At 39.6% G+C, this 13,710-nt stretch carries 12 protein-coding genes; 1 reads left to right on the top strand and 11 read right to left on the bottom strand.

What is annotated here, in order from left to right:
- Nucleotides 1–15: 15 nt before the first annotated feature.
- The 6 genes from N7268_RS25195 to N7268_RS12550 all read right to left on the bottom strand — a co-directional run bounded on the left by N7268_RS25195 (nucleotide 16) and on the right by N7268_RS12550 (nucleotide 7,779).
- Nucleotides 16–264, bottom strand: coding sequence for an acyl carrier protein (locus tag N7268_RS25195; RefSeq protein WP_409929189.1), 249 nt, complete (start codon nucleotides 262–264; stop codon nucleotides 16–18).
- 18 nt (nucleotides 265–282) lie between these two features.
- Nucleotides 283–2,433: a hypothetical protein gene (locus N7268_RS12570; protein ID WP_260863169.1), complete on the bottom strand. Its 2,151-nt coding sequence runs from the start codon at nucleotides 2,431–2,433 to the stop codon at nucleotides 283–285.
- A gap of 316 nt (nucleotides 2,434–2,749) precedes the next feature.
- Complete coding sequence (locus tag N7268_RS12565; RefSeq protein WP_260863168.1) at nucleotides 2,750–3,844, bottom strand: IpaC/SipC family type III secretion system effector; 1,095 nt, start codon at nucleotides 3,842–3,844, stop codon at nucleotides 2,750–2,752.
- 141 nt (nucleotides 3,845–3,985) lie between these two features.
- Nucleotides 3,986–5,878, bottom strand: coding sequence for a type III secretion system translocon subunit SctE (sctE, locus tag N7268_RS12560; protein ID WP_260863167.1), 1,893 nt, complete (start codon nucleotides 5,876–5,878; stop codon nucleotides 3,986–3,988).
- The gene (locus tag N7268_RS12555; RefSeq protein WP_260863166.1) at nucleotides 5,859–6,407 is read right to left on the bottom strand and encodes a SycD/LcrH family type III secretion system chaperone; all 549 of its coding nucleotides are present in this window, start codon (nucleotides 6,405–6,407) and stop codon (nucleotides 5,859–5,861) included. Before N7268_RS12555 ends, sctE begins: the two co-directional genes overlap by 20 nt.
- A gap of 598 nt (nucleotides 6,408–7,005) precedes the next feature.
- Entirely contained in the window at nucleotides 7,006–7,779 is a 774-nt protein-coding gene (locus N7268_RS12550; protein ID WP_260863165.1) for a hypothetical protein, read from the bottom strand.
- 357 nt (nucleotides 7,780–8,136) lie between these two features.
- Here N7268_RS12550 and N7268_RS12545 point away from each other — a divergent pair, with 357 nt between their 5' ends.
- A complete protein-coding gene (locus tag N7268_RS12545) occupies nucleotides 8,137–9,348 on the top strand; it encodes a hypothetical protein (protein ID WP_260863164.1) in 1,212 nt (403 codons plus the stop codon).
- A 102-nt stretch (nucleotides 9,349–9,450) separates the two neighbouring features.
- Here the strand turns inward: N7268_RS12545 and N7268_RS12540 are convergent, their stop codons facing one another.
- The 5 genes from N7268_RS12540 to N7268_RS12520 all read right to left on the bottom strand — a co-directional run bounded on the left by N7268_RS12540 (nucleotide 9,451) and on the right by N7268_RS12520 (nucleotide 13,653).
- Nucleotides 9,451–10,329, bottom strand: coding sequence for a hypothetical protein (locus tag N7268_RS12540; protein WP_260863163.1), 879 nt, complete (start codon nucleotides 10,327–10,329; stop codon nucleotides 9,451–9,453).
- 118 nt (nucleotides 10,330–10,447) lie between these two features.
- The gene (ispG, locus tag N7268_RS12535) at nucleotides 10,448–11,542 is read right to left on the bottom strand and encodes a flavodoxin-dependent (E)-4-hydroxy-3-methylbut-2-enyl-diphosphate synthase (protein WP_260863162.1); all 1,095 of its coding nucleotides are present in this window, start codon (nucleotides 11,540–11,542) and stop codon (nucleotides 10,448–10,450) included.
- A 77-nt stretch (nucleotides 11,543–11,619) separates the two neighbouring features.
- Complete coding sequence (locus tag N7268_RS12530) at nucleotides 11,620–12,285, bottom strand: response regulator transcription factor (protein WP_260863161.1); 666 nt, start codon at nucleotides 12,283–12,285, stop codon at nucleotides 11,620–11,622.
- Between the two features lie 196 nt (nucleotides 12,286–12,481).
- A complete protein-coding gene (locus tag N7268_RS12525) occupies nucleotides 12,482–12,763 on the bottom strand; it encodes a hypothetical protein (RefSeq protein WP_260863160.1) in 282 nt (93 codons plus the stop codon).
- A gap of 14 nt (nucleotides 12,764–12,777) precedes the next feature.
- The gene (locus tag N7268_RS12520; protein ID WP_260863159.1) at nucleotides 12,778–13,653 is read right to left on the bottom strand and encodes an IpaD/SipD/SspD family type III secretion system needle tip protein; all 876 of its coding nucleotides are present in this window, start codon (nucleotides 13,651–13,653) and stop codon (nucleotides 12,778–12,780) included.
- Nucleotides 13,654–13,710 lie beyond the last annotated feature (57 nt).

Raw genomic sequence — 13,710 nt, 5'->3', positions numbered from 1 at the left:
CCCTAACAAAAAAATCTAACAACTGCTGCAATGCAAAATCGTCTGCGAAATCGACGAGAGAGTTGTAAATTTTTCCAGTTTATCATCCGCAATAACTACATTGAGATCGTCTTCAATTGCTGTAAGAAGATCAATGAGGTCCACTGAGTCAAAGTAAAGATCATAGATAATATGGCTATCGATAGTAAATGAGCCAGGCGGCAATGATTTTATCTTTGTCACTTCAGACAATATGTATTCATTTATTGTTTCGATACTCTGCATTTTATTATTTTGATCCTGTTAATATCGTGGTCGATGCAAACCATCTACTGTCAGGGTGACAGGTGATTTGGGGTTACCCTTCTCATCCAGATAAGCGCTATAGGGTCGGATTATTCTGGCATCAGGCGGATTCTGTTGGGTTCTTTCCGGCATAGTCGCATCACTGACTTGCTCAGCACCCCGCAGAGATGATATTGCTGCAGTATTGGTAAGAGTAGAGTCATCGTTCGATACCATGCGATTAACCCCATCCCCCTGTACCGTGGTGCTATTGCTGACTATATTGTTCGAGCGAAATTCGTCAGATAAAGAAGTGGACCTACGTACCTGCTGTCTCAACGTAGCAGGATTATCGAATTCCAGCGCCTTATTACGCTGGTGAAGCGTAAGAGTTGCCGTGGAAATAAAAGTGTTATCACTCTCTTCGTTCTCGGATAACTGAATATTGTGCAATACCTGCAAGTCAGGTTCCGGTTGATTCTTTATTGCATCCTCCAGTGTACCGGTAAATAACCCTGATTGCCGGGTAAACGATGCGGTATCATTACCGACATTATTGGGACGCCGTAACCCCTGTGCACTCAATGTTACTGCACCTCCGGCACGTTCTTCCTTCGCAATAAACGTGTCGATGTTGGGCATCGGTTTTAATGATGCCTCAATACCCGGCGTGGAAATCTGTACAGGTTCGGTTAAGAGTCCATTGTTTTTAAATGTACGCTCATAAGCCGGGATCCGCTCGCTGGCGGGCTGTATGTTGTCAGATAAGGCCTGATTATCATCGTCTACTGAATGGCCTACATTTTCGTGTCTATCTGCGGCTGATTTATCAGTAACTACGTTATCTGTCGTATCATTAGCGCTATCTGCGAAAGAAGATAATGCAGAATTCACCGAACTCCCATCAACCACATCTGCGCCATCATCAGTATCCGTTGAATCTATAAAATCAGTGCTCGATACACCCCTGATTGATGGCATTATCGGCCGGGTGAGCGTTACTCCAGACGGATAACGCTCGGGCTCAACATTAGCCGTTTGAGTCGTGCCTGTGTGTGTAAAAAGAGAAAAATTATGTGGTAGTACAGAACTGCCATGAACATGCTGGCAATGACAAATGTGATAATGGTGAATATGATAAACGTTATTACCCCTTTCGAGCAATTTTTCAAGTTTATCACCAAGGTCGATATGTATCGTCGGATTACCGATGTTACTCAGATTAACAACGGGCGTTGCGCCTGACGGATAAAAGCTTTCCCTCTCAGGAACAGGCGGGTTTGCCGGGACGGTCGGAGAAATATTTTTGTCTTCCGGTTTTACAGCAGGAATATCCTTTCCTTCGGGTTCAACAGGCGGTGCTGCCCGCTGTGAAGCGGAGTTATCTGCCCGGCTTAAAATTTCTCGCAGATAGTTCGGATAATTAAGCATTGAATTAATGTGTATTGCTGCATGCTTCAAAAAAACCGTTCCTTCCCTTCCCGGAGAGGAAAGATGAGCAATCGAATGACACATGTTTTTTTCAGCATTAAATGCGGTTTGTTCCAGATATTTTGAAACGGTTGAAATATCGATGCCATGAAAAGAGAGCACATCACTACATTTTTTCCTGACATCCACCATCACCGCTTTGGCAAGCGCTTTTGGCCCCGCAAAGTTTTCCTTTAAATACAGGCCTAGTTCATTGACCGCTTTGTGGTAAGAATCACGTTCTTTATTTTTCCGATTAACACTGAAATTCTGTTCAACAGAAAAATGGCATCCCGGATTCTTATTACCATTTTTTATTGCTTCAAGCCACTTGTTGACGAGTTTACCGAACTGCACATCATCACGCCCTTCATCAGCATGATGAGCCTTAGCCAGATACACCGCGACTGCAACGTTTTCCAGATTTCTTTTTTGCGCATTATCGCCCGTTTCATAAGCTTGCTTGAAATCATCACTTAATGCAGACATAACATTTGTCGCGACGCTTTCACGATATTGATTCCTAAATTTTAGCAAATCAAATTTCGGTAACTCATTATCCGTTTTTACTGATTTCATCTCAGACGTCGTATGAACAGTCCGAAGAGCCGAAACCAATTCAGATAGCTTTTTATCCACGCTTACCGGCCGATATACTGAAGAGTCAACAGAGGCGCTACGAGTTAGCTTCATAGACATAATATTCACCGTTAAAATAACATATCAAAGATTGACCAGGTATTGATGATGGATAAATAAAAAGCTGAAGCATGCGGTCGTCAAACGCATAGCTAAATTTAAAGCAGAGTAGTGTAAGAGGTTTTTCAGTTCAATAAATTGTCATTTAGTTTCAGGTTTATGTGCAATATTCTCACTGTGCAAAAATGTATTAGGGACTGAAAACCCCATTCACGTTCTAAAAAAACCAAACCTCAGAGTTTAAGCCCCCAAGGTTTAGTTAAAATACTAAAGATGCAACTAAACATGTTGAAAATAAATTATGAATTAACCTGAATTACGCTTTCATATTATTGGCAAAAGCACTTACCAGATCAGCTTCCGTACGTCGTACATCATTCAGTAAGTTCATCATATTTGACAAAAGTTGCTGTGATTTCTGGGCCTGTTGTCGTGACATTTCAACCGACCCATCCATAACTTTTGATGCCGAACGCGCTTCAGTCTCCTCTTTCTGCTCGATGTTGCTGGCGAGGGTACCTGAGCCATCTGCAATATTAGCTCCGGATGTACCAATGGCGCGCTGAGCATCAATCTGAGAAGAAGTGAGACGAGTACGCGCTTCTCCTTGCAAAAAGGCCGCGTTAAAAGCATCGCGATTGCTGATGGCATCATCGATATTTCGCGAGGCCACAGCGTGATGCTCCGCTTTCATAGCACTCTCCTGCTTCTGCAATTCAGCAAGCGTGCCATCTGCTTTCTTCACAGTGGACGACGATTCAGAAATATCACTCAAATCAAGCCGCTCGTTCTTACTGGCGTTTAATGAATTCTGCATTTGGCGTACATTGAGATCCGCATCGTGCATACCTTTCAGGTTCTGATTAATATTCACTTTCGTTGCCGAATAGTTTTTCACAGATTTATGCGTAGAAACACCCGTACTTGCCATATTGATCGATGATGAAATAATACTTTTAGAGAAAGCAGCCAACCCCTGAGCTTTTTGCGCATCTGCGGCATTCATATTACTTTTTTCACTCATGATGCCAAAAGTACTACTCAGTTCAATGTCAGCGATCGATGCTTGATTCGCTAACTCAATCAACATACAGATCAAACTGGCCTGCTGAGAACTTTTAGGCAACACCAGACTGACTGCCTTAGAATCGCCTGGTTTAGCCAGTGCAGTCTCCAGAACCTGCTGTGAATTGTTAAGCAACTGCATAAACTGCTCACTACGCACCCCTGAGTGCATGTCAATTCCATCGTCGTTTCCACGGGTACCGACAGCAAGGCTGTTAGCAATATAATCAGAAATAGCGGAATCCCTTACATGTAGCCCTTTAACCTGAGTGCTACCATTCTCAATCGGAGCTCCAGCAAAAGGGATATTTAACTGCGAGAAAACATTATTAATTGTTGTATTCATCATTTATTCCTTATTAGATATCCTACACCATCTCAAAAAGCAACATACTGGAATATCGATACTTTCCGGTGTATATCCTAACAACGTAAGTATTTTTCAATACACCGATGATCAGAAAAACGCACAGTACGTTAACTATTTTTATGCTCGGGTGTGCGCAAATATGAATCGTCCAACCTCTTGCTCGCCACCGGCCATATCAGCAGCATTGGTCATAAGCATATTAAGATTTTCAATCGAACGACTGTATGCGTCAGTTACGCCATCAGTAAAGAGTTTCATGCTGGCAGATGCAGAGAGTAACTCCGTTATTTCCGCTAACATTTCACTCACACGCTTCTCCAGAGTCCCCGCAGCAATGTTGCCAGATGAGTCCACACTGACGTCAGCAACTCTAAGGATATCTTCTGCAAGATTGAGTTTATTCCCTAGCATCTTTGTCGCCACTTCATCGTCAAAGAATTCTTTCAGTAAATTCATCCTGGATTTCGCCCCATCACCAATTAACTGATTTAATGCATTAGCTACCGATTTCATCACTTTCGATATTTCAGCAATAACATCATCAGTAATATTTTTTATTCCTGAAAGGAGCGGTTTAACTGCTTTAGTGATAGCACTTAACACATTATGCAGAACTTTCTTGAGCATGTTTCCGATAATATTCATCAATTTATCTACAGGCAATTTTTTCGCAATGACTGCTGCACCTATTGCAGCAACTATCAATACAACAACCGCCAATACAGTAGCAACAATTTCGGCAATATCGTTTTTAACGCCCAGGCTCTCGAGCACTTGAGAAATAGCATTAGTGATAAGCTGAATAATGGGCATCAGCACATGTTCTACAATGGGTTTAAGCGCTGCGGCGATAAACGATTCATTACCAGTCACTTTTTGATAAATGGTATCTGCTGTCATTAACGCGATGCCAATGGCGGCAAGAGCCAATGATGCTCCCCCCGTAAAAACCGCAGCAACAGCGGAGACAACTGTCACAATAGCGCCAATAATTTTACCAATGCAGCCCATTGTTTCCTGCATCTGTTTGGATTTTTCCTGCTGCTTTTCAACCTCTTCCGCATCGCTGGTCAATTTTTCTTGCTGCGCAGCCTGAACCTTCTGTGAAAATTTCAGGTTCAGTTCCATCGTTTCTTCTGTCGAATCACCGATAATAGCGATCAATTGTGCCATCAGTAACGCAGCTGTACCTGCGGTTGTTTTTAAAGAGGACTGTAGCCCGGTATTAACACTGGCAGCATTCTTGTTCAGTGAGTCGAGATAATTGAGGCTTGATTCAAGCTTTACTTTTTTCTGGTTTAAATCAATAGATGCCAAACTTAATGTTTGACGAGCTGTCACCAGCGCCGTCTGCTGTTCATTCAACGAGGCCTGGCTTTGTGTAATTTGTGCATTGATGTTTTTCAACTGCGAGCTTAAATTTGCAGACTCTTCAGGGGAGAGATTTGGATCATTGAGCTGGGTTTCGATATCAGCCTGAGTTTGCTGTAAAGACTGGAGTTCTTGCTTGACCTGTGCGATTTGGGATTCAAGAGCGTTCACGTTTTGTGAAGCGGTCGCTTCAGCAGTTTTTGCGTTAGCGTAATCTTGCTCTTCAGCTTCAACCTGATTCAAAACTTCGATGCTGGCAGTCGAATTGTCCTTACTATACTTAGTGTACATTTCAACACGAGCTTGCAACTCATCAATGCTTTGCTCGCCCAGCAAGGTGATCATGTTTGCCATCAGCTCATTGTAGGTCTCCATTCCCCCTTTTTTTTCGGCCTCAAGTCCGGATGGGGCATTATGCGATGAGGTTGGTGCTCGCAAAGAGGGTTTTAATGTATCACCATTGTTTTGCGATTTATCAAATTGAGTAATGACTTTATTTTCAACGATTTTTCGGGCTGCATCCATTTGCGTACTGTTCAATTTAACAGCTTCTGCTTTAGATGCGATATTGATATCTTGCTGAATAATATTACTGGTATATGCTGACAGAGGCAGTGGGTTATTTGTTATTCCATTCATGATTTTCCCTTTCTTCTTCCTTAGCGGTGATTTCGCTGATATTTTTTATACTGTCAATTGATTCCAGATACAGTTTTGCCTTCTCTATTAATTGCGTATCCTGCTCATGTTCAATCACGAGTTCAAAACATTTTTTTGCTCTTCCTATGTAGCGAAGTTGCATATTGCATTGCCCTGCTTCAAACATCGCTCTATAGTCATCCTTACTTAAAGCAAATGCGACTGAATATATATCCAGAGCTCGTTGATACTGTTTTTTAAGCTGGTAAACAGACGCGAGGCCGAATGCATAGTCAGCATTATAGAGATCATACATAAAAAGAAATTTAAAAAACTGCTCCGCCAGATCCAACTTACCTTGAGTGTAGTAGTCATAAGCGCAGGTATAGAATCCCTCCATGAGGTTTTCAGGAAGAGCATAGAGTTGCTTTTTTGATGCTCCTGTTTTCATAAACTCCGTCAATAATTCTTCACTGTCCCCGATATCGAAACCGCTCAGAACATGCTCTGGTATGATTTCTTTACTCACAGAATTTCTCCTTCATAAGGGATAATTTTTGACCTTTATGGTTTATCGATTCGCAGCAGTTCATTTCAAGCCTCATTGGCACCTCATCAACAGAGCATTATTTCTCCACCCCTCAAGTATTCATATAAATAAAAATTTACTTGTCTATATAAAACAAATTTAAATCGCAGGTAACAGCTGGCACAGGTAATAGATAATCCACAGAGGAAAAACCTCACTACAATTCAGGCATTAAATACTATAACGAAATACTTATGCCAGAAGTCGATTATACATGAGGTTTGTCAGAAGATTTACGCGAAAGCTATCAAAACAACCAATTTCACTGTAAAAACAATAATTTTACAGAACGCCGTTTGTGGGCAAAAATTGATTCTAGTTTTGGATGCGTATCGTTAATGTAATTTATAGAAATAAACTTGAATTATAAAATTACACGTTCATGCTCGGTATAGGTTCTAAGAGAAAGGACATTTAAATCTTACAAAAAAATCAAATATAAAGTAATAACGTAGCCGACCACAAATATTAAAAATATCGTTTATTGATATAATCGTGGTATTAAGGTAACTATACAAATATAAGTCACATTTTATACTCAAAGAAAATATTTCGCTTTTTGCAGAGTTTGCATAATTTCATTATCTAATGAATTTTTAGTATTACCTCCTAAAATCCCATATAGTTCACATATTTTTTGACGATTGCTATCATTGGTCACAAATTGTAAAAATGACTCTTTAGCAAAAGTTCTATCAAGCAATCTCTCCACATCGTCAAATGAATATGACAAACTAAATATTAACGAAAATAGCGGATATCCATCAAGAGTCACTTGCTTCTCCAGACGACTATTTAAATTATAGCTACTTAGTCTATTTTCCTGATAGAACAAGGATATTGCCTCATCCTGTAAATCTCGTTTCTGCACATCAGCTATCGTATAAATGCGTTCCGCATCCACCAAACCAGGCTTGTCACTCATTTTAGCGTTATCATATAATGTTCGAGCGACCTGAAAAGTGGTGTCAATATTTGGTAAGAAAACATTAACAATTTCATCGACGCGCCTCTGGGTCTCAATACGTTGGCGTTCTTCCCCAATCATATGCGGACTACCAGACACCAGAACATTTACATGATGTAAGTCTTGGGATATCCCTCCTTTAGAAGAGGACGTAGTTCCTACCCTAACCATGTTACTCAATGACTTAGTAACATTTTTAACCTCTGAAAGCTCACTGTCAAACGAAGTTCGCTTTTGAGAAGTGTCATGACAATCATTTACCAACCCTGGCTCTTTTTGAGTATCGACAGAGGTAAGCGAATTATTCTGAATAGCTCTAAGCAAATTTTTATTAATAGTGGTCATATTTTGCCTTCTTGACAAGCCCTATCGTAACAACGCTCATACATCCTTCATTAAAGAAGTTCTTATGAACGGCAAGACTATACCACTAAATGAAGTCAGACCACTTATATATATCGCTCTTCTGATTACTAAACTAAACTGATTTAGTACCTGGATTCTGTCATTGAACCTACAGTAACATGTATACATAAAAAGTGTTACATAGTAGTAGAGATTATAACCTCAATACATTATCACTGCATTAGTATCTAATGTCAGCCATCAAAAAAACGCTATACTAAATAAAACTTTAGACTCAGGCGTAAGACTTTACGGGATCATATACATAACATTCAAATCTTAATTAAAAGGCGTTTTTTGAAATCAAAAAATGCTTTAATGATATATTTTATGTATACATCAGATAATATGAGAAACCAAATGAAGATATCTAATCATGTGATACCAAGCTCCCCTTTTATTTCAATTAATAATGTAGATGCGCAGCCAAAATCGACTGCGACAAAGTTTAATGAGCAACTGAAGGATGTTAATCAAACTTCACAGATGCCCCATAAAAAGCATAATTTCATCCACACAGGGATCCGTGCTGCATTGCACGCGATTAGTGCTATACGCATTTTACTTTCACACAAGCACACTCCCAAAGATAATGTGCAGACAACCGAGCATTTTGGGAAAATAGGTTCAGTCCGACATAATTCGCAAAGCGATGCTCTCTTCTCGAATAGAATCACATCAGCATCAGAGCCACAATCTATCGAGATAGCACAACGTCAAAAAAGTAGCATCCCTCAACCTCCGCCACTACCCTTGCCTGTAAACTCCGCAACCCCGCCTAAAGCGGTAGGGTCTCTGGCAGATGCGATCTCGCAAGCTAATCTGAAGCATGCGCAACATCTGGATGCGCCAGTCCCCACAAGTAAAGGGGTACAAGTCGACTTCATGGCACAATTGAAAGCAAGACTATCCAGTATGCATGCTACTGATGACCAGTCTCACACTGACAAATCAATGAATAAAATTCAGCAAGAAATTGCTGAATTGAAGAAAGAATACCAGAGCCCGGAAGCAGTGCAAAAACGAGAAGAAGCTGAAGCAAAAATGGAGGCCAGAGTTAGCGCAGCTATAAAAGCAGAAGAAGATACTGAAGCAAAGACACAAGCAGTCGCCCAAGCGAAGGCGTTTGTTGCAGAAGTAAAACATGATGCTAAAGGTATCCCTTTACCACCCCCTATGCCAGTTGGTCTGCTAAGTACACAAGGTAAGCCACAAATAATCTCTGAGAGTACAGCAAAAATAAAAGTTGCAAGTAAAGGACAATATAATATTGACCCAGAAATGGCTAAAAAGCATGGTGGTTTAGTGAGTGAACTCAATGCGCTCTTTGCGAAGAGAGCCAATGAGAACTATGAGGTACATCACTCTGAGAAAGAATACGACACCGGAAATATTGTAGCAGTTAAAGAAATCATTGAACCGAATATAGATGAAGGGTTTCAATCTGTAACGAATATAAATCTCGATTTGAAAGGGATCCCTGTTCCTCCACCTTTACCGGTCAATTAGTGCAACACATCTCTCAGTCCTATTTTTTCTATCCGTTCAGCCATCAATATTTATTGATGGCTGAACGGATAATCTCGAAACAAAAAGATATACAGGCCTGATTTAGGAATAATTTTGATGCAGTAGGCTGACAAAACTCCTTAAATTTTCATCTTCAGGACGCTTTTTTAAAATAATATCCATATAATTATCAGAAAGATCTTTTAGCTTCTGTTGTTCATCTTTAGTAAAAATCGCACAACTATCTGTTTCTATATTAGCTTGTGTAATTCTTATACCAAACAGGCTAACATTATTGTCTTTTGATGTTAAGAAATAATTTGCACCTGATAAACTCTCTGCCAATGGTTCATCTGAACATAATGAGTAAAATTGACTTTTATCTGGATGCATAAGGCAAACATCATTATACACAGCCTGATCTACAGGATTCTCTCTCTCCTTTGAATAAACTGAACATATATGGACAGATGGGTGATTAAGTAATTGGGGGACCGTTTTAACTCTTTCTATAACAGTGTCATAGCTCCCTGCATGGTGTGACACGGAACCTGATATTAGTGATGGAGTACATAAAGCGTTTACATGGCAGAGTGGGGTTACAGGGTTTAACGTTGTAAAAATAATATCTGCTCGCGTTACCTCACCAGACTCCAGCAAACTTAATAATGCATGCTCAAAAATAGCCTGTAACCCTACTGCTCTGGGACGAATTGAGCTATCTTTCTGCTGAAGGCACCAGGTGCCCGTTTTTTCAAGTTCATTCAAGCATGCCAGTAAATTATTGCGGTGTGTCTGAACATCCTCTTGTTGTGCATCAACTGAAATCCCCGGTAATTTCGGCATCGTTTCAATTAACTGTCGGGAGTTATCAATTATATAATTGTTCTTTCGTGAACTATCAAATGAAACATGTGGAGGGCATACTTTAGTGATGTTTACCGAAGATGCACAATTTATTGAGTTTGTCGTTATTGACATATTAATACTCTCCTGTCCAATTCATATTATGTAAAACAAGTTGATATGAGACAGGAGAAATGTAGCAAATAAAAAATCCGCAACCTATTAGATAAATATTTATACCGCGCCTACTCAATTAATCTGAAGCACTTTTTTCTTGCACTTTCAGTCTAATCTTCTGCTCAAGTAACTCAATGATATTTTCATTATTAAATCGTTCTTTTTGACGAATACCGTCCATATAGAAAGCACTGTTCTTTTTACCACCGGCAATGCCTAATGATGAAACCAGTGCTTCACCGGGTCCATTGACAACACATCCGATAATGGATACATCCAAAGGGGTAATAATATCCTCAAGACGCTGTTCCAGTGTATTTACTGTATTGATCACATCGAATTCCTGTCTGGAACAGGTTGGACAGGCTATAAAATTGATACCTCTGGAACGAATACGCAATGACTTTAATATATCAAATCCAACTTTAACCTCTTCCACTGGATCAGCCGCCAGGGAGACTCGAAGTGTATCACCGATTCCTTCAGCTAATAGCATCCCTATACCAATCGCAGATTTTACGGATCCGGCACGTAATCCCCCTGCTTCTGTAATCCCCAGATGAAGGGGTTGCTCGATTTGTCTGGCAAGTAAGCGGTATGACTCTACCGCAAGAAAGACATCAGAAGCTTTAACACTGATCTTAAAATTGTGGAAATCATTGCGATCAAGAATGTCGACATGTCTCATTGCCGATTCAAGCAATGCAGCTGGCGTCGGCTCATGGTACTTCTCCTGAATGTCACGTTCCAGAGACCCTCCATTTATGCCAATGCGGATTGGAATGTTTTTGTCACGAGCACAATCTATAACCATGCGGATACGCTGTTCATTACCTATATTGCCCGGATTAATTCGTAAGCAGTCAGCACCATACTCTGCAACTTTAAGCGCAATACGATAATCAAAATGGATATCTGCAATGACAGGAATCGTTACTCTCTGTCGAATGATTTTAAATGCTTCGGCCGAATCCATAGTCGGAACCGAAACTCTAACAATATCGACACCTACGCGCTGTAGAGCCTGGATCTGACTAATAGTTGCTTCGACATCGCAAGTCGATGTGTTTGTCATCGATTGCACACTTATAGGTGCATCACCGCCAACAGGCACTGTGCCAACATAAATCTTTCTGGATACTCTGCGATTAACAGTATTACAATACAACATATAATCTCTCATAAATAACTTGAATAAGTATTAGGATTCTCCTGAATTTATGGAGACATCCACAAGTAAGATGGTAATTACATATCCAGACTTTTTACGTAAGTGACTAGCTGAATATTATTCGTGATATTCAGTTTCTGCATTGCATTATGTTTATGAACAGCTACTGTAGCCACTGAGCGACACAATTTTTCTGCAATTTCCTTCAGCCGAAGTCCTTCAACGTATAAACGAACGACCTGTAATTCCCTTTCTGTCAGTTCCGCCATCACTGATGAATTTACTGAGTCCACCTCAGCCTGAGCAATAAGCATTTGAATATAGGGAGAAAGCCAAATCTTATTACGTTTGACAGCCGATATTGCACAAGTGATTTGCTCAGCTATATCGTCACGTTTACTTAGCAAACAAGTTACGCCTAACTGTAGCAATCGTTGTAGAGTCCAGGCACAACGAACATCGGTAAAAATAAAAATATTTTTTACTTTTCCAGAATCAATTATTCTCCGGACTAATCGAAAACTGTCATCGTTTGACCCTTGAGTAAAAGAAAAATCCGTCAGCAAAATATCTAAGGGCTGATTATTCTTCATGAGCATTTTAAGCAACGAATCCCCAGAGGAGCAGCATTGGGCCACCTCAATATTTTCGATACCGGCAAGAATTGAACGCAGACCAATCAAAACGATAGGTTGCTCATCTGCTATAGCTATTCTGACTCTTTTGTTATCTCCCTGAAGCATAATTCACGCATCCCTAGCAATTATCATCAAAGAAGCACACATTCCATTACTATATAACAATCATATAAAAACATGAAAATCAGGGGAGAGTAACATGAATAAAGCGCCAGAGCTATAATATATGTTTTTCCAATCTGCAAAATGCAATCACCAAATAAATAACCCTCAAGATATTATTCACATTATATATTAATCCTTACCAATCAGAAATATACATAGGATTGTCTTCTTGCTTCTGATCACCGCCTAGCATAGCCTCAACACGATATTGTGAAATCATTGTAGCCATCATTAACGGTTGCATATTTGTTGGATTTTCATTTTCAACAATATCAGTATCGTCAGCTTTAACAAAAAAAAGCAAGTCATTAGTAATATGTTCAGACATCTGACAGGTTCTACTTAGGGATTTTATATTATTAATTTCAGAACATTCATTATTACTGTCGACAGGTACAGAAAATGTAGATATACGCATGATACCGCTCCAGATTAATTGCGTAGGAATTCTTTATCTGTTTGATATAGTGAATCCATCGTAGAGGATAAAATCTTTGCAAGGTTATTAAATACTGTATTTGCCTGTGAGTATTTCTGTGCAATAATTTGAGTATCGCTCTCTATTGTACTGCATGCGCTATTGACACTGTTTTGCCATTGATTGAACCGCGCAGTGCTCAGCGGGGATGATAACTTATTGACAGAATCCCGTATATCATACATCGGTTGTAGATTAACAAAAAAATAGTAATTTGCACCATTCACTCTATAATCTAATCCTAGCTGATCCTGCCAATAATCTGCTTCTTCTTTGGAGTTAACAGTCAAAATTGGTTTTTTCTGCCATTTATCAATGACTTTATTGATCTCATCTTTAATACCTGTGAGATTTAACTTAATTTCATCAGTACCATTATCCATATAACTGGTTAGCGAGGCCTTAAAAGTATTTACATCTTGCATATAAAGTTGATATTGCTCCGTAACTTGAGCATAGATGTCCATATAATTATCTTGCATATAAGCCAGTTTGTCACACACATCATCATAGATTTCCCAGTCAGACATCATATTACTTGTTATATTGCTTAATGTATTATCCGATGAGGTCAGAAGAGGTTGAATGGATTTCAGAACATTCTGTGCCGGTGAAGTATCAATATTTACACCATGAAATTTTAGTGTATCCAGCCATAATTTTTGATAGGATTGTAATCCGGATACTAAGTTGTCACGTAGTTGATTTGAATTGTTCGCAGATGGATCATTATTTATCGAGTTTAACGAAGTATTGTTTGTTGTATTGATATTTTCTACTTTCGACAAAAAACCTTGCCGAGTAATACTCAAAATCGTTGTTATCGTCATCAACTCCGCTCTCCAAGATATTGAACGTATAATACTATTTAATACCTGACACCCATC

The organism is Citrobacter sp. Marseille-Q6884, from assembly GCF_945906775.1.
In the GTDB taxonomy this organism is placed as follows: Bacteria; Pseudomonadota; Gammaproteobacteria; order Enterobacterales; family Enterobacteriaceae; genus Citrobacter.
Note: the sequence above shows the minus strand (reverse complement) of the source record. Positions and strands in the feature narration are given on the sequence as shown.

Excerpts from the sequence above, each read along its gene's own strand:
- N7268_RS25195 (WP_409929189.1), bottom strand. The coding sequence starts at position 264 with ATGCAGAGTATCGAAACAATAAATGAATACATATTGTCTGAAGTGACA.
- N7268_RS12570 (WP_260863169.1), bottom strand. The coding sequence starts at position 2,433 with ATGTCTATGAAGCTAACTCGTAGCGCCTCTGTTGACTCTTCAGTATAT.
- N7268_RS12565 (WP_260863168.1), bottom strand. The coding sequence starts at position 3,844 with ATGAATACAACAATTAATAATGTTTTCTCGCAGTTAAATATCCCTTTT.
- sctE (WP_260863167.1), bottom strand. The coding sequence starts at position 5,878 with ATGAATGGAATAACAAATAACCCACTGCCTCTGTCAGCATATACCAGT.
- N7268_RS12550 (WP_260863165.1), bottom strand. The coding sequence starts at position 7,779 with ATGACCACTATTAATAAAAATTTGCTTAGAGCTATTCAGAATAATTCG.
- N7268_RS12540 (WP_260863163.1), bottom strand. The coding sequence starts at position 10,329 with ATGTCAATAACGACAAACTCAATAAATTGTGCATCTTCGGTAAACATC.
- ispG (WP_260863162.1), bottom strand. The coding sequence starts at position 11,542 with ATGTTGTATTGTAATACTGTTAATCGCAGAGTATCCAGAAAGATTTAT.
- N7268_RS12530 (WP_260863161.1), bottom strand. The coding sequence starts at position 12,285 with ATGCTTCAGGGAGATAACAAAAGAGTCAGAATAGCTATAGCAGATGAG.
- N7268_RS12525 (WP_260863160.1), bottom strand. The coding sequence starts at position 12,763 with ATGCGTATATCTACATTTTCTGTACCTGTCGACAGTAATAATGAATGT.
- N7268_RS12520 (WP_260863159.1), bottom strand. The coding sequence starts at position 13,653 with ATGACGATAACAACGATTTTGAGTATTACTCGGCAAGGTTTTTTGTCG.